This is a genomic window from Streptomyces sp. CNZ301 (genome assembly GCF_004217425.1).
In genome coordinates, this window is record NZ_SHLG01000001.1 from 3,061,160 (window position 1) to 3,083,673 (window position 22,514).

Annotated in this window: 24 protein-coding genes; 12 read left to right on the forward strand and 12 right to left on the reverse strand. The window is 71.4% G+C overall.

The window, feature by feature from the left end:
* Nucleotides 1-115 precede the first annotated feature (115 nt).
* Both EV375_RS13050 and EV375_RS13055 read right to left on the reverse strand, forming a co-directional pair.
* Nucleotides 116-1,591: a DUF3152 domain-containing protein gene (locus tag EV375_RS13050; RefSeq protein ID WP_130299587.1), complete on the reverse strand. Its 1,476-nt coding sequence runs from the start codon at nt 1,589-1,591 to the stop codon at nt 116-118.
* Nucleotides 1,591-2,622, reverse strand: a complete 1,032-nt coding sequence (locus tag EV375_RS13055; protein WP_130299588.1) for an alpha/beta fold hydrolase — start codon at nt 2,620-2,622, stop codon at nt 1,591-1,593. Before EV375_RS13055 ends, EV375_RS13050 begins: the two co-directional genes overlap by 1 nt.
* A 113-nt stretch (nt 2,623-2,735) precedes the next feature.
* On the opposite strand from EV375_RS13055, the gene EV375_RS13060 reads away from it, so the two are divergent.
* The 4 genes from EV375_RS13060 to EV375_RS13075 all read left to right on the forward strand — a co-directional run bounded on the left by EV375_RS13060 (nt 2,736) and on the right by EV375_RS13075 (nt 4,567).
* On the forward strand, nt 2,736-2,966 hold the full coding sequence (locus EV375_RS13060) for a hypothetical protein (protein WP_055486150.1): 231 nt from the start codon (nt 2,736-2,738) through the stop codon (nt 2,964-2,966).
* A gap of 120 nt (nt 2,967-3,086) precedes the next feature.
* On the forward strand, nt 3,087-3,710 hold the full coding sequence (locus EV375_RS13065; RefSeq protein WP_130299589.1) for a TetR/AcrR family transcriptional regulator: 624 nt from the start codon (nt 3,087-3,089) through the stop codon (nt 3,708-3,710).
* A gap of 185 nt (nt 3,711-3,895) precedes the next feature.
* Nucleotides 3,896-4,126, forward strand: a complete 231-nt coding sequence (locus EV375_RS13070; RefSeq protein WP_055486152.1) for a DUF3107 domain-containing protein — start codon at nt 3,896-3,898, stop codon at nt 4,124-4,126.
* Nucleotides 4,127-4,276: 150 nt separating this feature from the next.
* Nucleotides 4,277-4,567 (forward strand): hypothetical protein, encoded by a 291-nt coding sequence (locus tag EV375_RS13075; protein ID WP_130299590.1) that lies wholly within the window; start codon nt 4,277-4,279, stop codon nt 4,565-4,567.
* A gap of 163 nt (nt 4,568-4,730) precedes the next feature.
* Here the strand turns inward: EV375_RS13075 and EV375_RS13080 are convergent, their stop codons facing one another.
* The gene (locus EV375_RS13080; protein WP_130299591.1) at nt 4,731-5,462 is read right to left on the reverse strand and encodes a ferritin-like fold-containing protein; all 732 of its coding nucleotides are present in this window, start codon (nt 5,460-5,462) and stop codon (nt 4,731-4,733) included.
* A gap of 328 nt (nt 5,463-5,790) precedes the next feature.
* On the opposite strand from EV375_RS13080, the gene EV375_RS13085 reads away from it, so the two are divergent.
* Together EV375_RS13085 and EV375_RS13090 are read left to right on the forward strand one after the other, a co-directional pair.
* Nucleotides 5,791-7,569, forward strand: a complete 1,779-nt coding sequence (locus tag EV375_RS13085) for a DEAD/DEAH box helicase (protein WP_130301816.1) — start codon at nt 5,791-5,793, stop codon at nt 7,567-7,569.
* Nucleotides 7,570-7,717: 148 nt separating this feature from the next.
* A complete protein-coding gene (locus EV375_RS13090) occupies nt 7,718-8,605 on the forward strand; it encodes an alpha/beta fold hydrolase (RefSeq protein WP_130299592.1) in 888 nt (295 codons plus the stop codon).
* Here the strand turns inward: EV375_RS13090 and EV375_RS13095 are convergent.
* From EV375_RS13095 to EV375_RS13105, 3 genes are all read right to left on the reverse strand, one after another.
* Nucleotides 8,595-9,488, reverse strand: coding sequence for a PHP domain-containing protein (locus EV375_RS13095; protein ID WP_130299593.1), 894 nt, complete (start codon nt 9,486-9,488; stop codon nt 8,595-8,597). The genes EV375_RS13090 and EV375_RS13095 overlap by 11 nt on opposite strands.
* 140 nt (nt 9,489-9,628) lie before the next feature.
* Nucleotides 9,629-10,267: a DUF6758 family protein gene (locus tag EV375_RS13100; RefSeq protein WP_130299594.1), complete on the reverse strand. Its 639-nt coding sequence runs from the start codon at nt 10,265-10,267 to the stop codon at nt 9,629-9,631.
* Between the two features lie 126 nt (nt 10,268-10,393).
* Entirely contained in the window at nt 10,394-10,981 is a 588-nt protein-coding gene (locus tag EV375_RS13105; protein ID WP_130299595.1) for a suppressor of fused domain protein, read from the reverse strand.
* 497 nt (nt 10,982-11,478) lie between these two features.
* Here EV375_RS13105 and EV375_RS13110 point away from each other — a divergent pair, with 497 nt between their 5' ends.
* A complete protein-coding gene (locus EV375_RS13110; RefSeq protein ID WP_130299596.1) occupies nt 11,479-12,594 on the forward strand; it encodes a magnesium and cobalt transport protein CorA in 1,116 nt (371 codons plus the stop codon).
* 105 nt (nt 12,595-12,699) lie between these two features.
* On the forward strand, nt 12,700-13,230 hold the full coding sequence (locus EV375_RS13115; RefSeq protein ID WP_130299597.1) for a hypothetical protein: 531 nt from the start codon (nt 12,700-12,702) through the stop codon (nt 13,228-13,230).
* Between the two features lie 58 nt (nt 13,231-13,288).
* On the opposite strand, the gene EV375_RS13120 is transcribed toward EV375_RS13115, so the two are convergent.
* The gene (locus EV375_RS13120) at nt 13,289-14,020 is read right to left on the reverse strand and encodes a hypothetical protein (RefSeq protein WP_165434727.1); all 732 of its coding nucleotides are present in this window, start codon (nt 14,018-14,020) and stop codon (nt 13,289-13,291) included.
* A 286-nt stretch (nt 14,021-14,306) separates the two neighbouring features.
* Here EV375_RS13120 and EV375_RS13125 point away from each other — a divergent pair, with 286 nt between their 5' ends.
* The 3 genes from EV375_RS13125 to EV375_RS13135 all read left to right on the forward strand — a co-directional run bounded on the left by EV375_RS13125 (nt 14,307) and on the right by EV375_RS13135 (nt 17,583).
* On the forward strand, nt 14,307-15,647 hold the full coding sequence (locus tag EV375_RS13125; RefSeq protein ID WP_130299598.1) for a magnesium transporter MgtE N-terminal domain-containing protein: 1,341 nt from the start codon (nt 14,307-14,309) through the stop codon (nt 15,645-15,647).
* The gene (locus EV375_RS13130; RefSeq protein WP_130299599.1) at nt 15,637-16,317 is read left to right on the forward strand and encodes a DUF1003 domain-containing protein; all 681 of its coding nucleotides are present in this window, start codon (nt 15,637-15,639) and stop codon (nt 16,315-16,317) included. Before EV375_RS13125 ends, EV375_RS13130 begins: the two co-directional genes overlap by 11 nt.
* A gap of 78 nt (nt 16,318-16,395) precedes the next feature.
* Complete coding sequence (locus EV375_RS13135) at nt 16,396-17,583, forward strand: Mrp/NBP35 family ATP-binding protein (protein WP_130299600.1); 1,188 nt, start codon at nt 16,396-16,398, stop codon at nt 17,581-17,583.
* Nucleotides 17,584-17,699: 116 nt separating this feature from the next.
* On the opposite strand, the gene EV375_RS13140 is transcribed toward EV375_RS13135, so the two are convergent.
* The 4 genes from EV375_RS13140 to sigE form a co-directional block, all read right to left on the reverse strand.
* Entirely contained in the window at nt 17,700-18,353 is a 654-nt protein-coding gene (locus EV375_RS13140; RefSeq protein ID WP_130299601.1) for a hypothetical protein, read from the reverse strand.
* Nucleotides 18,354-18,571: 218 nt separating this feature from the next.
* A complete protein-coding gene (locus EV375_RS13145; RefSeq protein WP_130299602.1) occupies nt 18,572-19,060 on the reverse strand; it encodes a sec-independent translocase in 489 nt (162 codons plus the stop codon).
* A gap of 222 nt (nt 19,061-19,282) precedes the next feature.
* Complete coding sequence (locus EV375_RS13150; RefSeq protein WP_486588456.1) at nt 19,283-20,347, reverse strand: zf-HC2 domain-containing protein; 1,065 nt, start codon at nt 20,345-20,347, stop codon at nt 19,283-19,285.
* The gene (gene sigE, locus EV375_RS13155; protein WP_207228098.1) at nt 20,344-21,117 is read right to left on the reverse strand and encodes an RNA polymerase sigma factor SigE; all 774 of its coding nucleotides are present in this window, start codon (nt 21,115-21,117) and stop codon (nt 20,344-20,346) included. Before sigE ends, EV375_RS13150 begins: the two co-directional genes overlap by 4 nt.
* A gap of 171 nt (nt 21,118-21,288) precedes the next feature.
* On the opposite strand from sigE, the gene EV375_RS13160 reads away from it, so the two are divergent.
* Nucleotides 21,289-21,975: an O-methyltransferase gene (locus tag EV375_RS13160; protein WP_130299604.1), complete on the forward strand. Its 687-nt coding sequence runs from the start codon at nt 21,289-21,291 to the stop codon at nt 21,973-21,975.
* A 222-nt stretch (nt 21,976-22,197) separates the two neighbouring features.
* Here EV375_RS13160 and EV375_RS13165 read toward each other — a convergent pair whose 3' ends face one another.
* Entirely contained in the window at nt 22,198-22,365 is a 168-nt protein-coding gene (locus EV375_RS13165; RefSeq protein WP_016469583.1) for a DUF3117 domain-containing protein, read from the reverse strand.
* Nucleotides 22,366-22,514: the final 149 nt, after the last annotated feature.

A 22,514-nucleotide genomic window follows, 5' to 3' on the forward strand; every position in this document is an offset into this window, starting at 1 on the left:
CCGAAAGCAGGCAGGAATACGGCAGGACCTCACGTGCGCGGCACGGCACTGGTCGGCGCGGGAGAACACAAGAGAGCACGGGCCGTGGGCAGGAAGGCGGAATGACGAGAAGGCGCTATCCGCGCGGGTACGGCCAGGGGTTGGGGCGGCACTTCGCCCCGGCCGTGGCGAGCGACTTGGTCTGCTGCATCATGACCGGCGCGAGCGCGCCGTCCTTGGGACAGCCGACGTGGTCCCGGCCCAGACGGTGCCCGACCTCGTGGTTGATGAGCATCTGCCGGTAGGCGAGCATCCGGTCGTCCCCGAAGGTCTTCGAACCGCGCGCCCACCTGTAGGCGTTGATCATGACCCGGTCCGTGGAGGCCGAGTCGCAGGAGACCTTGTCCACGCTGGTGTCCAGTCCGGACTTCGCACACCACTCGTCCGTGGTCGGCGAACTCGCCAGCGTGATGACGAAGTCGGCGTCTCCCTTCGAGACCCGCTCGAAGCTGCGCTCCCCGCCGTGCGCCCAGCTGCGCTTGTCGTTGAGCGTCTTGTGCACGGCCTCCGCGAAGAGGCCGTCATCCAGCGGGAGGCCCTTCTCGACGTCAACGCGGTAACGCACCGCCTCGCCGCCGCCGACGCCCCCGGCCTTGCCCGGGACCGCGCCGAACTCGCCCTTGCCCTTGAACTCCGAGTCCAGGTCGAAGGTCTTGGCGAGTTTCTCCGTGTACGTCGGCGCCGCGCCCTGGGCGTCGTCCTGGGTGTCCCTGCCCTTGTCCGAGCGGGACGCCGGGCCGTCCGCCGACTGACCGCGTTCGGGACCGGCGCCGTTTTCCGCCACGTTGTCGGACGGACTGCTACCGGCGATCTGCCCCGCGACGGCGACCGCGAGCACACCCGCGACGGCGAGGGTGATCAGGCCTGTGAACACGCGGCCCGTCCTGCTGCCGCCCTTCCCCGTGCGCTCGGCCTGCACCGGCACGAAGGGGGCGGCCCGCGGAAGGCCGCCGGCGGGCGTCTCGTCCCGGTCGTGCTCCGGCTCCGCCCCGGGCCGTCCGCCCTGCGGGAAGACCGGCGGGCCCTCGTAGCCGTTCCACGGCCCCGGAGTTCCGGGCCTGCGGCCTCCGATGCTCCGCACCGGGCCCGTGGCGGGCCTGTCGCCGGGCCGCCGGTTGCCCGGACGGCGCGGCGCGGGAGTCCGTACCGTGCTCGCCGCACCGGTGGCGCCCCTGCCGAAGGCGTCGTCGTCGAAGGCGTCGACGTATTCCTGCCGGGGGCCGGACGGGCGTCCCAGGCCGGCCGACGAACCGGGCATGCCCTGGAGCACCCGGCCGACCGCGTCGCCCCCTTCCGAACCCCGGCCCGTGCCGTCGGCGCCCCAGCCGCCCCCTCGCTCGCGGTGCTGGGGATGACCGCCGCGCACGTCCCGCCCGGCCGAATCGTCCGAGGAACCGGCGCGCGGCTCGGGCGGCCCGCAGGAGGCCCGGAGGCCGGAGGCCCCGGCCGGTGACTCCGCGGTGCCGTACGCAGGCGGGGCTTCGCCGCGCGGCCCCGCCTGCTCGGATGGTGGACCGGCCTTTGCGCGCCCCTTGCGGCTATGGCGTCCCACTAGTCACCTTTCGGGGGTACGGGCCTCGGCGGCGAAGGGTCGCCCACCTCGGTACGAGCCGTCAACCGTGCTGTATCGACGAGCAGTTCACGAATGGCGCACGCGACGACCCCGGGGTACTCCATCATCGCCACGTGACCGGCGTCGGGCAGAGCCAGCATCCTGCTGTCGCGGAACGCCGCAGCGGCGCGTCGCGCCATCCGGAAGCTCACGAGCTGGTCCCGCCCGCCGTACACCAGCAGCGTCGGTGCGAGCACGCGCTCCACCTGCCGCCACAACGAATGCTGACCGCCCAGAGTGTAGGCGTCGACGAGCCCACGCGCGGAACGCGCGAGGGAATCCCAGAAGTACGGCAGGCGCAGCCTCCGTTCGAACTCGGCGACCGCCGCCCTGAATCCCACCGGCGAGACCCGCCCCGGGTCGCCGTAGCACAGCCCCAGCACTCCCCTGGTCCGCTGCTCCGCCGACCAGTCCTTCGTGAGCCTCGCGAACAGGCCGGCGACGCCCGGCACCGCCAGGAGGGCCGTGGGCAGAGCGGTCCGCTGGGGCGGCACCTCCGGCAGCGCCGGTGAGATCAGCGTCAGGGTGCGCACGAGGTCGGGGCGCAGCGCCGCCGCGCGCGTGGCGACAGCGCCGCCGAGCGAGTTCCCCACGAGATGTACGGGAGCGCGCCCGCACGCGTCGAGGTAGCGGATCAGCGCACGCGCGTGCGCGGAGAGCGAGTAGTTGCCGTCGTCGGGCGGAGGGGAGAGGCCGAAGCCCGGCAGGTCGACGGCCTCGCTGTCCAGATCGCCGGCGAGTTCCAGCATCAGCGCGGACCAGTTGAGCGAGGACCCGCCGAGCCCGTGCACGTACACGGCGGGCGGCAGACCCGCGCGCTCCGGGGGGCGCGAGCGGATGTTCAGAGTCAGGCCGGTGAGGGACACGGACCGTACGGCCTCACCGTCATGGACTGGTGGATCACCGGCCGGCGGCACCGTCTGCGCCGGCTCGGATGCTCCCCGAACACCGGGCTGCTCGGTCGATGACATGACGCAATATTACGAGACGATCACAGGGGTTCACCGGTGTTCGTCGTCACAGGAGCACCGCGGCCACGACGTAGCCTCGAATAAGAGGCGTCCTTCTGGAAAGGGGAGCGAGCATGTCTGTTGACCCGACCGACCCGGACAACTTCGAGGACACCTACGAGGAGGAACCGGATCTGGCAGCAACCGGTATCGAAGCTCCCCCGGAGGACGCCGCCGAACAGCACGCCGATCTGCTCCGTCAGCGGGACGAGCCCATCACCGGCCGCGAGGACATCGAGGTCGACCCCGCCGACGCCGCCGAGCAGGCCCGCGTGGTCGAACTGAACGAGGATGAATACCGATGACGCGCCCGCTGTCAGTGCCGGAATGAAATTTTCGGCCCGCGGCAGTCACAGTCCGGTTACCGAAAAGTACGATGGCAGGCGCAGCGCAAACCGCGCACAGAGATCGATCAGGGAGGCGGCGTGACAGCCATCGAGCAGACAGAGGCGCGCCCACGTGGCACGCGCCTGCCGCGCCGGGCCCGACGCAACCAACTCCTGGGAGCGGCGCAGGAAGTCTTCGTCGCGCAGGGTTACCACGCGGCGGCCATGGACGACATCGCCGACCGGGCGGGCGTCAGCAAGCCGGTGCTCTACCAGCACTTTCCGGGCAAACTCGACCTCTACCTTGCGCTGCTGGACCAGCACTGCGAGTCGCTTCTGGAGGCGGTACGGGCCGCCCTGGCCTCCACGACGGACAACAAGCAGCGCGTCGCGGCGACGATGGACGCCTACTTCGCGTACGTCGAGGACGAAGGGGGCGCGTTCCGGCTCGTCTTCGAGTCCGACCTCACCAACGAGCCCGCCGTTCGCGACCGCGTCGACAGGGTGAGCCTGGATTGCGCGGAAGCCGTCAGCGACGTCATCGCCGAGGACACCAAACTCTCGCGCGACCAGTCGATGCTGCTCGCCGTGGGGCTGTGCGGTATGGCGCAGATCACCGCTCGGTACTGGCTCGGCTCGGGACGTCCCATCCCCCGGGACGCCGCCGCGAAGCTGATCTCGTCCCTGTCGTGGAGGGGCATCGCCGGATTCCCCATGCAGTGAACCGTGGGTCCCGGCGGGACCTCACACGCGCGTGCAAAGGAGCCCCCGCGAAACCGGCGGGGGCTCCCGCTTGTTCGCTGCGGGCGTGCGGAGCCGGACCCCGGCACGGGCCGCCGTCGGGCTAATGTTGGCCCGTACAGCGCGGCTGACCGCGTATTCAACTGCCCGTTCGGAGGGACATAGCCGTGGAGGTCAAGATCGGCGTGCAGCACGCGCCCCGCGAGATCGTCTTCGAGAGCAAGCAGTCTCCCGAAGAAGTCGAGAGCGCGGTGTCGGCCGCACTGGCCGGCAGCGGCTCGAACATGCTCAACCTGGCGGACGAGCACGGTCGCAGGATCCTGGTTCCGGCGGACCGCGTCGCCTACGTCGAGATCGGCGAACACAGCGGCCGCAAGGTGGGGTTCGGCACGATCTGAGTGCCCGGGCACTCATTCGTCGGGCATGACGGCGGCTTCCCGAATCTTTCGGGGAGCCGCCGTTTCGCGTGCCCGCCACAAGGGGAGTACGGGAGCGACTCGCACTGCACGGCGGCCGGACCGGCCGCCGTCCACCCCGAGGAGGTCCCCATGATCTGGGAGGCACTCGGCGCCATGGCCGTGGGACTCGCCATCGCCTACGCCGCCACCCGGCAGCTGCCCGAGCGACTCCCCGACCGTTCACTCGTGCTCGCGACGGGCCCGGCGGCCGCGCTTCTCGGCGGGCTCATCTGTCACATCGTCCTCGGCGGCGGGCACCCGCTGGTGACGTTGACGGTCGCGGCGCTCGTGAGTGTGGCGATCCTCTCACTGCTTCTCGGCGAGAGCGCCCGCCCGGCACAGCGGCTGGGTCGCGAAGTCCCGAGCGCGCCGCACGTGTAGAAGCGCGGCGCGCGCAACCGGCCCGGGGGTTGCCCGGAGGCCGGCCGTGCCCGGTCAAGCGCCGCCCGCCCGTCCCCGTCGCTCGTTCGGGCGTCGGGAGCCGGTCACCGGATGCCGCTGTACCGGCGGCGGCCTCAACCGGCGGTTCCCGTACGGTCCTTGGTCAGGCCGCGAGCCCAAGTGCCGCCATGCGCTTCGTGTGCGCCTCGGTGATACGGGAGAACATCCGGCCTACCTCGGCCAGGTCGAACCCGTCCGCGAGGCCGCCCACCAGCATCGTCGAGAGCGCGTCGCGGTCGGCGACCACGCGCTGCGCCTGCGAGAGGGCCTCCCCCATCAGCCGCCGCGCCCACAGCGCCAGTCGTCCGCCGACCCGCGGATCCTCCTCGATGGCGCCGCGCACCTTCTCCACGGCGAAGCTCGAATGCCCGCTGTCGTCGAGGACGCCCAGCACCAGTGCACGGGTGTCGGAGTCCAGGCGCGTGGCGACCTCTCGGTAGAAGTCCGCGGCGATCGAGTCGCCGACGTACGCCTTGATCAGGCCCTCGAGCCAGTCGGAGGGGGCGGTCTGCCGGTGGAACTCGTCCAGCGCGGCGGCGAAGGGCTCCATGGCCTCGGTCGGCTCCGTGTCGATCACGGACAGCCGGTCGCGCAGCTGCACGAAGTGCTGGAACTCGGCGGCCGCCATGGACGCCAGCTGGGCCTTGTCGGCGAGAGTGGGCGCGAGCTTCGCGTCCTCCGCGAGCCGCTCGAAGGCGGAAAGCTCCCCGTAGGCGAGCGCGCCCAGCAGATCCACCACTGCCGCCCGGTACGTGGGATCGGCGGACGCCTCGGTCCAGTCCTGGGTGGCGATCCCTGTGTGCACCGGCTCGGGGCTCTTCCCATTGGTCTCCATGACGAGCACGATAGCCCGCGTCACCTGGCCTGGAAGCCCCTGGTTCCGGGCTCGGAGACCACAGTGGACTCGTACACAACAATCGCCCCGGTACACATGCGCGGATCCGGGGTACAGTGATATTGGATCCCGCCGGACGGCGGACTCCTGTACGCAAATGCGGATGCCCGGTCGGAGGCCCGATCGGCTCCGACCCCGACAGCCCTCCGCGTGGCGCGGTGATCCCCACCGTCCCGTGACCATGAGGGACCGCTCGCGTGAAGAGCGCTTGAGCGAGAGCCAGTGGTCCCGCACAGACCGGCGGGCCGGCAAGGCGCCGCCCCGGTTGATGCGGTACGACCCTCCTCGCCGCCTCCTCGCGCGTCACACAGAAGAGGCCAGCATCCTGTCCACCACGACTTTCCGCGAACTCGGAATCCTTTCCGAGACGGCCGAGGCCCTCGAAGCCGTCGGCATCAGCACTCCCTTCCCCATCCAGCAGATGACTCTCCCCGTCGCCCTCGCCGGCGGCGATGTGATCGGCCAGGCGAAGACCGGCACCGGCAAGACGCTGGGCTTCGGCCTTCCGCTGCTCGAAGCCGTCACCGTGCCCGCCGACGTCGAGGCGGGCCGGGCCGCACCGGAGCTGCTCACCGACTCTCCCCAGGCGCTCGTCGTCGTACCGACGCGTGAGCTGTGCCAGCAGGTCACGAACGACCTGCAGACCGCGGGCAAGGTCCGCAACGTCCGCGTGCTGTCGATCTACGGCGGTCGCGCGTACGAGCCGCAGGTCGAGGCCCTGAGGAAGGGCGTCGACGTCGTCGTCGGAACGCCCGGGCGGCTGCTCGACCTCGCCGGCCAGAAGAAGCTGCGGCTCTCCGACGTACGCACCCTCGTGCTCGACGAGGCCGACGAGATGCTCGACCTGGGATTCCTCCCGGACGTCGAGAAGATCATCCAGATGCTGCCGGCGAAGCGGCAGACCATGCTCTTCTCCGCGACGATGCCGGGGCAGGTCATCTCCCTGGCCCGCCGGTACATGAACCGCCCCACGCACATCCGTGCGTCCGAGCCGGACGACGTCGGCCAGACTGTGGCCAACACCACACAGCACGCCTTCCGCGCCCACTCCATGGACAAGCAGGAGATGGTGGCCCGCATCCTGCAGGCCGAGGGCTGCGAGCTCGCGATGATCTTCTGCCGTACGAAGCGGACGGCGGCCGACGTCGCCGACCAGCTCGCCCGGCGCGGCTTCGCCGCGGGCGCCGTCCACGGCGATCTGGGCCAGGGCGCTCGCGAGCAGGCGCTGCGCGCGTTCCGCAACGGCAAGGTCAACGTCCTGGTCTGCACGGACGTGGCGGCACGGGGCATCGACGTCGACAACGTGACGCACGTCATCAACTACCAGACTCCCGAGGACGAGAAGACGTATCTGCACCGGATCGGGCGCACCGGCCGGGCCGGCGCCTCCGGTACGGCCGTGACCCTCGTCGACTGGGACGACATCCCGCGCTGGCAGCTGATCAACAAGGCGCTGGAGCTCGGCCTGGCCGACCCGGAGGAGACCTACTCCACCTCCCCGCACCTCTACGGGGCACTCGGCATCCCCGAGGGCACCAAGGGTGTTCTGCCGCGCGGCGAGCGCACCCGCGCGGGCCTGTCGGCGGAGGAGGTCGAGGACCTGGGCGAGACGGGGCGCGGCCCGGCGCGCGGCCGTGGCGGCCGTGGCCAGAGCGCCGAGGCCGGCGAGGGTCCGAAGCACACACGCCCGCCGCGCCAGCGGCGCCGCACGCGCAACGGCAGGCCCGTCGGTGACGACGTCGCCGGGACGAAGGCCGGTGCGGCCGACGGCGCACCGCTCACGCCGGCGGGCGGACCGGACGAGGACGGCACGGCCGCACACAAGCCGCGCCGCAGGCGCCGCACCCGTGGCGGTGCCGCGAACGCAGCCGCCGGGGCCTCCGCCGCCGACGGGTCCACGGCTGCCACAGCGACCGCCACGGCGAGTCACCAGCAGGACGCCTCCCCCGAGGAGGGCGCCAAGCCGCGCCGCAGGCGCCGCACACGCGGTGGCGGCAACGGCGGCACCAAGGCGGCTCAGCAGGCGAATGGGGGCCCGGAGAGCTGATCCGCCGGCAACCACATCGCGCCGAGGCCCGGCAGCCCCGATGAGGGGCGCGCCGGGCCTCGGGTGTGCGGGGACACCCGCCCGCGCCGCCGGCCGGGGAGCGGTGCGCGGCGGTGACCCGCGGCGGCGGCAGCGGTAGCGTCGTCGCATGAGCAAGCCGCCGTCCCTCGGGCTGCCGCCCACGGTCCGCGCGTACCGACTGCCCACGGTGCGCGGCGAGTTCGCTGTACACGACGCGGGCGAGCCGCGTCTCGGTACGGCGTTGCTGATCCCTGGCTTCACCGGCAGCAAGGAGGACTTCCTCGCCCTGCTCGACCCGCTCGCCGGCATGGGCTACCGGGTCGTGGCGGTCGACGGGCGCGGCCAGTACGAGACGGGCGGCCCGCGCGAGGAGTCCGTGTATGCGCAACCGGAGCTCGCGCGGGACGTGCTCGCCCTGACCGCGGCGCTCCGTGAGGACGGCGCCTCCGGCATTCACCTGCTGGGGCACTCGCTGGGCGGTCTCGTCGCACGGGCCGCCGTGCTCCGGGACGACTCGCCCTTCACGTCCCTCACCCTCATGAGCAGCGGCCCCGCTGCCGTCTCCGCCTCCCAGCAGCACCGTCTGAAGATGCTGCTCGGAGCGCTCGGGGTGATGGAGATGGAGGAGATCTGGCTCGCGATGTCCGAGCTGGACCCCGTCGAGGCGGCCGACGAGGCGACGCCGCCCGAAGTGACCCGCTTCCTCCACCGCCGCTGGATGGCGAACGTGCCGGAACAACTCTCCGCCACAGCACAGCAGTTGCTCGACGAGCCGGACAGGACCGACGAACTCGCCGCGGCCCTCTCCCGCCGCGCGGAGCCCCTCCCCGTCCACGTGCTGTCCGGCTCGGAGGACTACGCCTGGCCGATTCCGCTGCTGGACGAGACCGCGAGACGGCTCGGTGCCGTCCGCACGGTCGTGGCGGGGGCGGGCCACTCACCGAACGCCGAGCGCCCGGCGGAGACGGCCCGCGCGCTCGCGTCGTTCTGGGACGACGGCGGCGTCAGCCGGTGACGGGCCCGGCCGTCCGGGCGGCGCCGGCGCCCTCACCGGGGCCCGTGACGGGCGAGGCGCCGGAGGCGCGGGAGACGATCGCTTCGTAGACCTCCGGGTCGGTGGTGTGTTCGCCCAGCAGGCAGCTCTTGCGGCTCCCGTGGTAGTCGCTGGAGCCGGTGGCGAGCAGCCCGAGGTCGCCGGCGAGAGCGTGCAGGCGGGCGCGGGTCGCCGGTTCGTGGTCCATGTGGTCGGCTTCGACACCGTCGAGGCCGGCGGCTGCCAGGTCCGCGACGGCGTGCTCCGGCACGCACTGGCCGCGCTTGGCGGCGAACGGGTGCGCGAGGACGGCGACGCCGCCCGCCCCCTTGATCAGGCGCAGCGCGTCGAACGGATCGAGCTCGTGCTTCTCGGCGTAGGCGCGGCCGTCGTTCGCGATCCACTCCTCGGTGAAGGCGTCCGAGACGCTCTCGACGACGCCGGCCTCGACCATGGCCGTGGCGATGTGCGGGCGTCCCACCGCGCCGTCGCCCGCGATCTCCTGCACCCGCTCCCATGTCACGTCGACGCCGAGCTCCCGCAGCTTGGCGACCATGCTGCGGGCACGCGGGACGCGGTCGTCGCGTACGAGTTCGCGCTCCCGGGCGAACTCCGGCTCGGCCGGATCGAAGAGGTACGCCAGCATGTGCAGGCTGACGCCGTCGAGGCGGCAGGAGAGCTCGGCGCCCGGAACCAGTGTGAGTCCGCTCGGCAGTGCACGCACAGCGGCATCGTGCCCGGAGACGGTGTCGTGGTCCGTCAGCGCGACGACGTCGAGTCCTGCGGCCGCCGCACCCCGGACCAGTTCCTCGGGGGTGTCCGTGCCGTCCGAGGCGGTGGAGTGGGTGTGCAGATCGATGCGCACGAGGCGGGCTCCAACTGCGGACGAGGCGTACGGCGGCGATGTCCAGGATAGCCACGCGCGACTGCCGCCACCCCGGGGCGGGGCCCGGGTCAGGAAGGACCGGCGGGGAGAGCACCGTCAGGAGAGGGCCGGGAACAGGCTCAGGAGATGAGGCGCGGCGAGAGCGTGCCGCACGGCAGCAGGTCGACCTCCGCACCGGCGTCGCGCAGGTCGGTGAGGACGAGTTCGTCGTACATCAGCAGCCCCGACTGCTCCGGCCACACGATCGCCCACAGCCACAGCCCGAGTGCCTCGCCGGCGAAGACGGCCCGGTCACTGGCCGAGCCCGTCACATGCCACAGCGGTGCGGGCCGTCCGGCGGCGAGCACCTTCACGGGCGGCGGCTGGTCGACGCACATGCCGGGGCCGGGGTCGGGACCGTCGACGCCGGCGTAGCGCGCACCGAGGCCGACGCCCAACTCCTCCGCCACCAGGATCAGTTCTCCCGGGCCGCCAAGCGGCCCCGGACCGGAACAGGCCACCGCAGTCGCGCGCCCGCCGCTGCGGTCGTCGCCCGCGCAGGCGACACCGGAGAAGAGCCAGCCCACGGGCAGCGGCCACGGCATCCAGACGGGCACCCTCGTACGGCCCACGGCCACGGCGAGAGCTTCGACGCTGGGGGGAACCACGGGCTGCAACGGATGCACCGTGCCGTGCAGATCGCACTGCCAGGTGTCGGCGAAGAGTCCGGGCGCCCGTACCCGGCCACCGCACTTCGGGCAACTGGGTTCGCCCCTCATGGTGAACAACGGTGCTCCCCGGTGGCCGCCGCGTCAAGGACGATCACCTCGCCGGGAGGACGGCGGGAGCGTGGACACCGGCCCGTACGCCCGGTTTCCGGGCACGGAGGACCGCAGGCCGGACGCTCAGCCCGCCAGCGGAACGGCTTCGCGCAGCGGATCACGCAGATCGGTGCCGTGCCGCAGCCAGCGCTCCTGAAGCGCCTCCGCTCCCCGCGCCCGCTTCCACGCCGCCTCGTTGGGCGTCATCGGCAGCAGCGGCAGGAAACGCACCGGCTCCAGAGGCGGCTCGAGCTCCAAGTCTTCGACGAGACCGCCCGGTTCGGCCACCAGGACGGAGGTGAACGAGGCCCCGGGCCACAGCGGTTCGCCGATGTCCAGTGAGGCGCCCGGCGCAACGACGACACCCTCGACCTGCGGTGAGGCCGCGAGTACGGCCAACGGCCGCAGCACCTTGTCGGTCTCCGCGACTCCGGCCCGTACGGACAGCAGGAGTTCGGCACGCGGGCCCCGGTCCGGGTCGGCGAGCGCCGCGGCGGGATCGGTCATCGGGGCGGCCGACATCCCGAGCGTGGCGTAGCGCACGACGCCGTCGTCCTGAAATCGCAGGACCTCGATGCGTTCGGTGCCGAGGAAAGTCACCGACGCCCGCGCGTCCGGCTCACCCAGCGCCGAACGCAGCCGTGCCTCCACCAGTTCCGCTACGACTGCCATGACGCGAGCATAATCGCGTAAGGACGAGGCAAAGAGATGCGCCCGGCGGCTCGGACGGACACGGCAGCGCCTGACCGGTGTTACCGTTGGCTGCTGGTCAGGCATGCGAATCGTCCCCCGACGGGGACCGGCCGGAGGAGGTGGGACTGACATGGATCCGAGTCGACCGTGCAGTACCAACTGCTCTTCCGTCGCGAACCCGCGCCCCCACTCCTGAGCGCCCTACTCCCCGGCCACTTCGGCGGTGAAACCTCACGGGGAAGCTTTTCTCCCGGGGCAGTTCTCCACGGGTTCCGCAAGATGCGCGGGACGGAAGAGCGCAGAGCTTCGCTCCACACCGTCCGACAGCGAACCACCGAACGCCGTCGCGACCGGCACCGAGCGGTACCCGCTTTGCAGACCTCCGGCCGTCGGCGAAACACCGTGACGAATCCGTAGGTCCACATTCCGGGCAGCGCTGGGCCGGGCCGCCGTACGGCACCGACAAGGAGCCCAGCATGTCGATGATCCGAGACCTGCGCGCCGCCGTCCGCCCGTCCCTGCGCAAGGGACCCCGCTCGGCCCACCCCTACGAGAACACCCGCACGGACGCCGCCGGCACGGCCGTCGTCGACTGCGCGGTCTACCGCGACGGAAGGCGCGTCGACGAGCGGCTGAGCCCCGACGAGGCGCTGCGCCGGGTGCGCGCCAGCGGGGGCCGCGAGTTCGTGTGGATCGGTCTGCACGAGCCGACGGAGCGGGAGTTCTCCGGCATCGCGACGGAGTACGGGCTGCACCCGCTGGCCGTCGAGGACGCGGTGCACGCACACCAGCGCCCGAAGCTGGAGCGCTACGACGACAGCGTGTTCACCGTATTCAAGACGATCCACTACGTGGAGCACGCCGAACTCACCTCCACCAGCGAGGTGGTGGAGACCGGCGAGGTGATGTGCTTCACCGGCGGGGACTACATCATCACGGTGCGCCATGGCGGTCAGGGCTCGCTGCGGGCGCTGCGGCACCGCATGGAGGACGACGCCGAACTCCTCGCCAAGGGCCCGTCGGTGGTGCTGCACGCCATCGCGGACCAGACGGTGGACGGATATCTCGCGGTGGCCGACGCGGTCCAGGACGACATCGACGAGGTGGAGATCGAGGTCTTCTCGAACACCACGGGCACCGGGCGGCGCGGCGGGGACGCCGGGCGGATCTACCAGCTCAAGCGCGAGGTCCTGGAGTTCAAGCGGGCCGTCTCCCCGCTGCTGCGGCCGATGCAGCAGGTGAGCGAGCGCCCGATGCACGTCATCGACCCGGAGATCCAGAAGTACTTCCGCGACGTGGCCGACCACCTGACGAGGGTCAACGAACAGGTGCTGGCCTTCGACGACCTCCTCAACTCGATCCTGCAGGCCAACCTCGCGCAGGCGACCGTCGCGCAGAACGAGGACATGCGCAAGATCACTTCATGGGCGGCGATCTTCGCTGTGCCGACCATGATCGCCGGAATCTACGGGATGAACTTCAAGTACATGCCTGAACTGGGCTGGAAATACGGCTATCCCACAGTGATGGCCGTCACGGTGACCATCTGCGTCGCCATCTACCGCGGCTTCAAGCGCAACGGGTGGCTCTGACGAGGGGCCTCGTCGCACGGAGTTGACGCCGCACGTTGACGGTCGGTGACGACAGGCGGCCACGCGGCCACCGGTCCCGCCGCCCCCGCCCGGTAGCCTGCGCACATGACGCTGCTCGATCAGGCCCTTATCGAGGAAGCCAGCAAGAAGTCCGGCCTCATCTGGGTGCGCGGCCCGGAGGGCCCTTCGCGCGCCCTGTGGCACGTGTGGCACGACGGTGCCGTCTGCATCGTCGGCGGCGGACCGCTCGAACAGCCCCTCGACGGCCTCGGGTTGAGTGACGGCGGCACGGCGACGGTCAGCGTGCGCAGCAAGGACAAGGGCGGCCGGCTGGTCGTCTGGCCCGCGCGCGTGGTCGAGTTGGCGCCCGGCGGCGAGCAGTGGGAGACGGTCGTCGGCGAGCTGAGGAGCAAGCGGCTCAACGCGCCGGACTTCGCCACCCTCGCCGAACGCTGGGCCCGTGAGTGCCGGGTGCTGAGGCTGGAGCCCGCGGGCGCCCCGGCGGAGAAGCCCGGCGCCATGCCGGACGGCTCACAGGCGGCGGTGCCCCTGCCGACGCGCGCGACGACCCGCCGCCGCATTCCCGTGGGCCTGCCCAGGCTGCTCTTCCGCAGGCGCCGTCAGCACGGCACGTGACGCGAGCGGGCGGCCGTGCCCGGGCGTCCGGGCACGCGGACTCGTCCCCCGACCGGGCTCAGCCCTTGTTCGCCACGATCTCCTTGCCGTAGTCCACGACTTGCTGCTTCGCGGGGGCCTCCAGCTCGAACTCCTTGTTCCAGTCGTCGAGTCGGAGCGTGCCGGCGCCGCCCGCGCGCTCGATGCGCAGCGGATACGGAGTTCCGGCCAGCGAGACGTCGACGATGCCGCCGCTTCCGCCGCCCCCCTGGACGCGGACGGTGCTGACGCCGCCCACCTCGCCGCGCTCGCCGCTCTCCCGCTTGCCGTTCATCACCAGCAGCCCGTCCAGCAGCACCTGCATGTCGGCGAAACCGCTGAGCTGCCTGTAGGCAGGATCGCCCGACGGCACCTTCACGTACTTGTCGTCGAGCTTGCTCGCAGCCTGCACATCGGACTTGGACGGCTGCTTGCCGCCCTTCTCCTGCCGCGCCCAGAACCGGGCGTCCGCCTTGAGGTACAGCTCCTTGCCGATTCGCAGCAGCCAGAAGGTGGAACCGCCGTTGACGGAGACCTTGCCCATGGCTCCGTCGCGCTTGAGCCGCACGTTCAGACGGTAGGTCTGGCCCTTGCTGACGACGTTCCCGGACAGCTTGACCGAGTTGGCCTTCTCGGCCGCTGCCCGTGCCTTCTTCTCGATCTTGGACGCGGAGAGCTTGCCGACCCCGTTGGTGCCGGCGTCGGGATCGCTGTTCCCGCACGCGGCCAGCACCACTGTGAGTGCCACGCAGACGGCGCCCCTGAGGATCATGCGTCCTCGTGCGTCCCCTGCCTTCGGCGGGGAGACCCCATGTGCCTTCGGCGGGGAGGCCGCCCCATATGCCTTCGGCGGGGAGGCCCCATAAGCGCTTCCAACCACGTCGGCAACCTCCTGGAGATCGAGCCGGGAGACGCACCTTACCGGTGCCCGCACCCGGGGGCGGACGGCAGCCGTCCGGACCATCGCGCAAGGTCCCGCAAGGCCGCGCCAGGCTAGGCTGAAGACGGCAAAGGGTGTGTATGCACCGGAGTGCGGACGGACGAGGAGGGCCCGACCGATGGCCGCAGGCGCCTCCCGGGTCTTCGTGTCGCACCTGTCCGGAGTCGCCGTCTTCGACCCCAACGGCGACCAGGTGGGACGGGTGCGCGACGTCGTCGTGATGCTGCGCGGCCAGCCCGCGGCCGACGCCGGCGGCCCGCAGCACGAACGGCCGCCGAGCGTCCTCGGGCTCGTGGTCGAAGTGGTCAGCAGGCGGCGGGTCTTCCTGCCGATGACGCGGGTCACCGGTGTGGAGTCCGGCCAGGTCATCACCACCGGGGTGGTGAACATGCGCCGCTTCGAACAGCGTCCCGCCGAGACGCTCATCCTGGGGGAGCTGCTGGACCGTCAGGTGACCATGGTGGAGACCGGCGAGCAGGTCACCGTCCTCGACGTCGGGCTCCAGCAGCTCCCGGCACGCCGCGACTGGCAGATCGACAAGGTGTTCGTGCGGCGCGGGCGTCGCGGCAAGGGCGGCGCACTGCGGCGGCGCGGCGAGACGCTGACCGTCGAGTGGTCGGCCGTCACCGGCTTCTCCCTCGACGAGCAGGAGCAGGGCGCCGCCACGCTGCTCGCCACCTTCGAAAGGATGCGGCCCGCGGACATCGCCAACACCGTCCACCACCTCTCGGCGAAGCGCCGGGTGGAGGTCGCGGCCGCCCTCGACGACGACCGGCTCGCCGACGTACTGGAGGAGCTGCCCACCGACGACCAGGTCGAACTCCTCGACGAGCTGCCCGACGAGCGGGCCGCGGACGTGCTGGAGGCCATGGACCCGGACGACGCCGCCGACCTGCTCTCCGAACTCGCCGAACAGGACAAGGAGCGGCTGCTCCAGCTGATGCGGCCTCAGGACGCGGCTCCCGTACGGCGGCTGCTGTCCTACGAGGAGGGCACCGCCGGCAACATGATGACGACGGAGCCCATCGTGCTCCAGCCCGACGACACCGTTGCGCTGGCCCTCGCGCGGGTGCGCAACGCCGACCTGTCGGCTCCGCTGGCCGCGCAGGTCTTCGTCTGCCGTCCGCCCGACGAGACCCCCACGGGGAAGTACCTGGGGCTCGTCCACTTCCAGCGGCTGCTGCGGGATCCGCCGTTCACCCTCGTCGGCTCGATCGTCGACACCGATCTGCGTCCGCTGCCGCCGGAGACCACGCTTCCGGCGGTGAGCAGCTACCTCGCGACGTACAACATCGTGGCGGCGCCGGTCGTCGACGAGGGCGGTCATCTCCTGGGCGCCGTCACGGTCGACGACGTCCTGGACCACCTCCTGCCCCCCGACTGGCGTGAGGAGGCCGCAGAGCGGCTACCCGACGCGGGTGGACCGCGAGCGGAGGGGATCGCACGGCATGGCGGCTGAACGGGACAGGGAACGGATCCGCGACCGCGAGAGGGGTCGCGTCCGCGACCGTGAGAGGAACCGGGGACGCGAAGGGGCCCGCGAGCGCGAGCGGGACCGGGAACGCGAAGAGGCACGCGAGCGCGAGAAGGACCGGGAGCGCAGCTCGCGCGGCCGCCTGGACGTGCCGCGGGCCCGGCGGCGCAGACTGCTGCCGGAGTACGACCCCGACGCCTTCGGACGCCTGTCGGAGGAGATCGCCCGCTTCCTGGGCACGGGCCGGTTCATCGTCTGGATGACGTTCGTCGTCACCCTGTGGATCGCGTGGAACGTGCTGCTGCCGGCGCCGCTGCGCTTCGACGAGTACCCGTTCATCTTTCTGACCCTCGCCCTGTCGCTTCAGGCGTCGTACGCGGCGCCGCTGATCCTGCTCGCGCAGAACCGGCAGGACGACCGGGACCGGGTCAATCTCGAGCAGGACCGTAAACAGAACGAGCGCAGCATCGCCGACACCGAGTTCCTCACCCGTGAGATCGCGTCGCTCCGCATGGGGCTCGGGGAGGTGGCCACCCGCGACTGGATCCGCTCCGAACTCCAGGAACTGGTCAGGGAGCTGGAACGGACGGGAAACCTGGAGCGCCCCGTCGAGACCGCCGGGGCCCGTGCCGGGGAGCCGCCGGACGGAGGGTGATCCGCATCACCGGCGCTCCGAGTCGCCGCGCGCACCCGCGGCTTCGGGTGCCACGCCGGGCGGCCGTACCATTTCCGCATGGCTACCGACACTCCCCCAGAGTCCGTGCGGGAGGGGGATCCCTCTGCGACCCCTCCCACCGAGGACGCAGTACGGGCCGCGCTCGCGACCGTCGACGACCCGGAGATCCACCGGCCGATCACCGACCTCGGCATGGTGAAGTCCATCGCCATCGGGCCCGACGGCGCCGTCGACGTCGGAATCTATCTGACGGTTTCCGGCTGCCCGCTGCGCGAGACGATCACCGCGAACGTGACCGAGGCGGTCCAGGGTGTGGAGGGGGTCACACGTGTCTCCGTCGAACTCGACGTGATGAGCGACGAGCAGCGGCGGGAGCTCGCCTCGTCCCTGCGGGGCGGCAAGGCCGAGCGGGAAGTCCCCTTCGCCCAGCCCGGTTCGCTGACCCGCGTCTACTGCGTGGCCTCCGGCAAGGGCGGAGTCGGCAAGTCCTCGGTGACCGTCAACCTGGCCGCGGCGCTCGCTGCCGAGGGCCAGAAGGTGGGCGTGGTCGACGCCGACATCTACGGCCACTCCGTGCCGCGGATGCTCGGCACCGACGACCGGCCGACGCAGGTCGAGGACATGATCATGCCGCCGTCCGCACACGGCGTGAAGGTCATCTCGATCGGCATGTTCACGCCCGGCAACGCACCCGTGGTGTGGCGCGGCCCGATGCTCCACCGTGCGCTCCAGCAGTTCCTCGCCGACGTCTACTGGGGCGACCTCGACGTGCTGCTGCTCGACCTGCCGCCCGGCACCGGCGACATCGCGATCTCGGTCGCCCAGCTCGTGCCGAACGCCGAGATCCTGGTCGTGACCACTCCGCAGCAGGCCGCCGCGGAGGTCGCGGAGCGCGCCGGTTCCATCGCGGTGCAGACACACCAGAAGATCGTCGGCGTCATCGAGAACATGTCGGGCATGCCCTGCCCGCACTGCGACGAGATGGTCGACGTCTTCGGCACGGGCGGCGGGCAGCGCGTCGCCGAGGGGCTCACCAAGACCACCGGCACCGAAGTGCCGGTTCTGGGCGCCGTTCCCATCGACCTGAGGCTGCGTGAGGGTGGCGACGAGGGCAAGCCGGTCGTGCTCAGCGACCCCGACTCGCCCGCCGGTTCCGCACTGCGGGGCGTGGCCTCGAAGATCGGTGCACGTCAGCGCGGGCTCTCAGGCATGTCGCTGGGTCTGACGCCGAGCAACAAGTTCTGACGAAGCGGGGCGGATGCGGCCACGCACGGCCCCGCCCGATCCCGCGGCACACAGACGCGTGAGGGGCGCCCCGGCCTGGGGCGCCCCTCACGCGTCGTCCGTGCCGCGTACCGCGGTCACTGCTGATAGCTGGTGATGTCCTTCACGACGGCGAAGCCCAGCCCGTACGCGCTCATTCCCCGCCCGTACGCGCCGATGTGCACACCTTCCTGAGCCGCACCGGCGAGCACCCAGCCGTACTCCGACTCGCGGTAGTGGAAGTCCGTCGGGACGCCGTCCACCGGCAGTGTCAGCGTGGACCATCCCGCACCGCCGAGATCGTCGGCCAGCTCCCACGCCACCACCGTCTGCTGGTCGAGCCAGTCCTGACGCAGGCCGCGCTCCATCTCCTGCGGCCACGTGCACGACAACAGCCCCGAGCCCGCGAGCCAGGCGGCCGTGGACACGGATGTCGCTTCGAGCACCCCGGTGCCGTCGGCGCTGCGCCGCACAGGGCGGCTCGCGACGGTGACCGTGACCGCGAAGCGCTGATTGTCAGGATTCGCCTCGACCTTGAGTGAGGGCACCTCCCCGTGCCCCGTCGAACCGTGCTCGACGGTGCCGTCCGCCGTCGTGCCGACCTGCATCAGCCAGCGGGGCCCGGTGAACGCCTCGTCGAGGCCGTACCACGGGAAGGAAGCCGTCAGAAACCCGTCGACAGCCCGCTCGGCACCGGTCTCGTCCGGTGCGGCGGGCCCGGGTTCACCGGCCACCGTACTCGTCGTCTCCATCTTCGCGACGCCTCCTCAATGCCCTGTGCCACGGGCAGCCTGCCCCCCTCGGACGGCGAACCCCGGACACAGGGAGGATAGCCACCCGGGTCCGCCGTTTCGGGCATGACCAATCATCGGCCCTTCATCAGGGACGTGAGATGCGCCTCTCAGGTGACCCGCGTGAGGCAGATGATGCGGACGATGCGCGAACTGCCCCGGTATGTGACCCGAAAGATTCAGGTCGCGTCGGCGTCGAACGGCGGCGGCTCGTCCTTCGGGCGCTCGCGCCGGCTCTCCTTGCTGAGCGGATCGGAGGCGTCCAGATCCGTGGCCGTACCGCCCTTGCTCAGACTCGTACGGCCTCCGCCGGAGCCGCTCTTGCCGCGCGCACCGACGCTCTCGGTGCCGTTCACCGCGTCGGTGACGTCCGCCATGTCGTCGCGGAAGTCGAAACTGCTGCGGATCTCCTTGAGGCCCAGGTCGTCACCGTCGAGCAGGTGCTTGCGGGCGAAGGTCTTCGGATTCAGGTCCTCGAAGTCGAAGTCCTTGAACTCGGGGCCCAGCTCGGAGCGGATGTCCTCCCTGGCGTTGTCGGAGAACTGGCGCACCTTCCGGATGAAAGCGGACACGTCCTGGATCACCTTGGGCAGTTTCTCCGGCCCGAAGACGAGGATCGCGAGGACGACGAGCGCGACCAGCTCTAGGGGTCCTATGTCGAAGAACACCTTGCAGCTCCCTCATCCTCATGCGTTCGCGGGCGGTGGTGCGGCCCGGTCTCACGGTACCCGCAGTGCGGTCCACGGTGGGAGCCCGCCTCGGCATCCGCACGAACGGAGCCGATGGTGCGGCCGGCCCCCGGCGGCCGCAATTCGCCCTTGCACGGCGGGACTTCGGCCACCGCGGCCGCTTCGACCGGACGCGGTGGGACCCGTACAGGGGCCGTACGCTCAGCGCTGCGGGGCCGCCGTGGTGACCGGCGGGGCGCCGCCCTCACGGCCCTTGCGGATCGCGCCGCCCGGGAAGGTGTCCGCGGGAAGCCCGGCATACGCCTCGGCGCCGTACTCGTACGAGCCCAGGGCCGCCGAGGCCCGAGCGGGCCACATCGTCCCTGCGGAGAAGAAAGCCTCCCGCAGCAACGGAACGGGAGCGGCTTCGACGCGCTCACCCTCCGCCGGCGGTGCCGTCGGCGCCGCCCAGGGAGCACCACGCTGGAAACCGGTGCCGCGGCCCGCCTTCAGAGCGGCACCACTGCTGTCACCGGACGTCGCGGTCGCGCTCAGCACCGTGCCGCTCACAGCGCTGTGCGCCGCGCCCGCGTCCCGGCGACGGCGATCGCTGCTGCCGCTGGAGGAGGTCGTACGGACGGAGCTGGCGGCAGTGGTGCCGCTGTCGCCCTTGGCGACGGAGGGACCGCCGCCGGTGCTGCCGCCACCCACGCCGCCCGCCAGGGCGAGCGCCGCCAGCGAGACCGCTCCGGCTGCCGCGAAGGCGAAGCGGCGGCCTCGTGCGGAGAGCCGCTCCAGCTCGTGTATCCGGAAGCCGCGGCTCGGCGAGAGTGCGCTGCCGCCGCGCCCGCCGCGAAGCTGCTCGAAGGCCCAGACGGAGCCGCCGGACTCGGCGCGCACCGTCTGCGCCGCCGTACCGGAGATGCCCCCGAGGGGTTTGCCGCCGCCGAGGGTCTTGCCGCCGCCGAGGCCGCCGGAGCCCGACGGCATTCCGTCGTACGGGCCGTCGCCGGGACCGCAGGCGGGGAGGCCCTGGAGGCGCGCCAGCAGACCGTCCGAAGGAGGCGGGGGCGCGGTGTCCGCGAAGACGTTCTTCACCCGGCGCTGCGCGTCGGCCTCCGCCTTGCAGCCACCGCAGGTCGCCAGGTGCGCCAGCACGCGTTCACGCGCGTCATGTCCCAGCTCGCCGTCGATCAACGCCGCGAGGCGGTCACCGAGATGCTGTTCGGCCGGAGTGAGCTCTCTCTCCGGCTGCGGGGCTCTGCCGCCCAGACCTGTGCCACTCACGCGGCACCTACCTCCCCACTCCCTACGGCGGGAGCGGCCGCACTCAGGGAACGCTGCTGCTCCGCGCGTGCCTCGGGCGAACGGTGCTGCAGAGCCTTGCGCAGCTGCGAGCGCCCACGGTGGATGCGGCTGCGCACGGTGCCCAGCTTCACGCCGAGCGTGGCAGCGATCTCCTCGTACGAAAGTCCCTCGATGTCGCAGAGCACCACGGCGGCACGGAACTCCGGCGCGAGGGTGTCCAGAGCCTGCTGGACGTCCGCGTCGAAGTGGGTGTCGTTGAAGTGCTGCTGCGGCGTGGGCTCACGGCTGGGTAGGCGCTCGGCGGCGTCGTCGGCGAGCGCGTCGAAGCGGATGCGCTGCTTGCGGCGCACCGTGTCGAGAAAGAGGTTCGTGGTGATGCGGTGCAGCCAGCCCTCGAACGTGCCGGGCGTGTACGTCGACAGGGAGCGGAAGACGCGGACGAAGACCTCCTGCGTGAGATCTTCGGCGTCGTGCTGGTTGCCGGTGAGGCGGTAGGCCAGGCGGTAGACCCGCGCGCCGTGCGTGCTGACGATCTCCTCCCAGGAAGGAGGGGTCCACGCCTGGCTCTCCGCATCGGTGTCGAACGTCGCCGTCGTCGCGGATTCGGCGGGGCGGACCTGGTCAGCGGTGTCTGTCACGGATTTCGGCTCGTCCGCCGACCTGCGAAAACGCCGGAGCATTCCACGGTCCCGGACAGCAGCCGCACCTCCCCTGTCGGCTCTGGTGGTGTCCAGTGGAACACCAACCATAACGACCTCGCCCGTTAGCTCCGGATAAGCACTTTTGACCGGCTCACCGTTCCGCCGCTGCTTCTGCTTCAAAGCCGTCGACCGCAATTCCACAGCACCCCCTGCACCTTCCACCTCATTTCAACGCTCGGTCCCATCCGCGGGTTCCCGGGGCAACGGATACAGTCACCGTTGCGTGGAGGACGGGGACAGGAGAGGGCCATTACCGGCAACCGGCAGTCGAGCTGGGCGTTCGCCGATGCCTACGGCGCCGAGCTCGTCGACGACGCCGAGAACGCGGCGCTGCGCTGGGCCCGTGAGCGGGCTCAGCAGGCAGGCGTGCGCGCGGTGTCCCCCGCCACCGGTGCCACGCTGCGACTGCTGGCTGCGACGGCCGGTGCCAAGGCCGTCGCCGAGATCGGCACCGGCACCGGCGTCTCCGGCATCCACCTCATGGCCGGGATGCGTTCCGACGGCGTCCTGACGACGGTGGACACCGACCCGGAACAGCAACAGTTCGCGCGGCAGGCCTTCCGGGCCGCCGGGTTCGCGGGGAACCGCGCGCGGTTCATCCCGGGTTCGGCGCTCGACGTGCTGCCGCGCCTGGCCGACCGCGGCTACGACCTGGTCTTCTGCGACGGGGACCGGTCCGAGTGCCTGGAGTACTTCGCCGAGGCACTGCGTCTGCTGCGGCCCGGCGGCCTCGTCTGCTTCGAGGGCGTCTTCGCCAACGGCCGCACGGTCGACTCCAGCGCGCAGCCCGCCGAAGTGCGCAAGCTGCGCGAACTGCTGGGCGCCGTACGGGAGAGCGACGAGCTCGTGCCGTCGTTGCTGCCGGTGGGCGACGGACTGCTCTGCGCGGTCAAGCGCGAGAGGTGACCGGAGCGCGAGGTGACCGGAACGCGAGAGGTCGAGCGCAGGCGCGCCCTGCACGGCCGGGCGACCCGGTGCGGCTCCCGCGCACGTCCCCGTGCCGCCCGGCCGTCGAACCGGTGCACCGCGGATGAACACATCTGCCCCGGAGCACGATGCGTGCTCCGGGGCAGTGGAAACCCACTGATGGCTTGCTCGGTCCGCACGTGCGGCCCCCGAGGCCGGGCGTCAGCCGCAGACTTTCTTGAGCTCCTCACCGAGCGCAGTCGCCTCGTCCGGGGTCAGCTCGACGACGAGTCGCCCACCGCCTTCGAGCGGAACGCGCATGACGATGCCCCGCCCCTCCTTGGTCACCTCGAGCGGGCCGTCACCCGTCCGCGGCTTCATGGCCGCCATGCTCGTTCCCCTTCCTGAAACCAGCTGATGCAGCCGACAACGCGCGTGTCACCGGCATCGAACACATTGCTTCGAAACCATTATCCCGCATGGCAGGACCCGATGACCAACAAGAGGTCGCACTACTTGTGACTCGCTCTCACCCAAAA

Excerpts from the sequence above, each read along its gene's own strand:
- EV375_RS13105 (WP_130299595.1), bottom strand. The coding sequence starts at position 10,981 with ATGGCAGTCGTAGCGGAACTGGTGGAGGCACGGCTGCGTTCGGCGCTG.
- EV375_RS13055 (WP_130299588.1), bottom strand. The coding sequence starts at position 2,622 with ATGTCATCGACCGAGCAGCCCGGTGTTCGGGGAGCATCCGAGCCGGCG.
- EV375_RS13125 (WP_130299598.1), top strand. The coding sequence starts at position 14,307 with ATGGCCGCAGGCGCCTCCCGGGTCTTCGTGTCGCACCTGTCCGGAGTC.
- EV375_RS13075 (WP_130299590.1), top strand. The coding sequence starts at position 4,277 with ATGATCTGGGAGGCACTCGGCGCCATGGCCGTGGGACTCGCCATCGCC.
- EV375_RS13080 (WP_130299591.1), bottom strand. The coding sequence starts at position 5,462 with ATGGAGACCAATGGGAAGAGCCCCGAGCCGGTGCACACAGGGATCGCC.
- EV375_RS13090 (WP_130299592.1), top strand. The coding sequence starts at position 7,718 with ATGAGCAAGCCGCCGTCCCTCGGGCTGCCGCCCACGGTCCGCGCGTAC.
- EV375_RS13060 (WP_055486150.1), top strand. The coding sequence starts at position 2,736 with ATGTCTGTTGACCCGACCGACCCGGACAACTTCGAGGACACCTACGAG.
- EV375_RS13110 (WP_130299596.1), top strand. The coding sequence starts at position 11,479 with ATGTCGATGATCCGAGACCTGCGCGCCGCCGTCCGCCCGTCCCTGCGC.
- EV375_RS13130 (WP_130299599.1), top strand. The coding sequence starts at position 15,637 with ATGGCGGCTGAACGGGACAGGGAACGGATCCGCGACCGCGAGAGGGGT.
- EV375_RS13165 (WP_016469583.1), bottom strand. The coding sequence starts at position 22,365 with ATGGCGGCCATGAAGCCGCGGACGGGTGACGGCCCGCTCGAGGTGACC.
- sigE (WP_207228098.1), bottom strand. The coding sequence starts at position 21,117 with ATGGTTGGTGTTCCACTGGACACCACCAGAGCCGACAGGGGAGGTGCG.
- EV375_RS13140 (WP_130299601.1), bottom strand. The coding sequence starts at position 18,353 with ATGGAGACGACGAGTACGGTGGCCGGTGAACCCGGGCCCGCCGCACCG.
- EV375_RS13135 (WP_130299600.1), top strand. The coding sequence starts at position 16,396 with ATGGCTACCGACACTCCCCCAGAGTCCGTGCGGGAGGGGGATCCCTCT.
- EV375_RS13120 (WP_165434727.1), bottom strand. The coding sequence starts at position 14,020 with ATGATCCTCAGGGGCGCCGTCTGCGTGGCACTCACAGTGGTGCTGGCC.
- EV375_RS13100 (WP_130299594.1), bottom strand. The coding sequence starts at position 10,267 with ATGAGGGGCGAACCCAGTTGCCCGAAGTGCGGTGGCCGGGTACGGGCG.
- EV375_RS13115 (WP_130299597.1), top strand. The coding sequence starts at position 12,700 with ATGACGCTGCTCGATCAGGCCCTTATCGAGGAAGCCAGCAAGAAGTCC.
- EV375_RS13085 (WP_130301816.1), top strand. The coding sequence starts at position 5,791 with ATGCGGTACGACCCTCCTCGCCGCCTCCTCGCGCGTCACACAGAAGAG.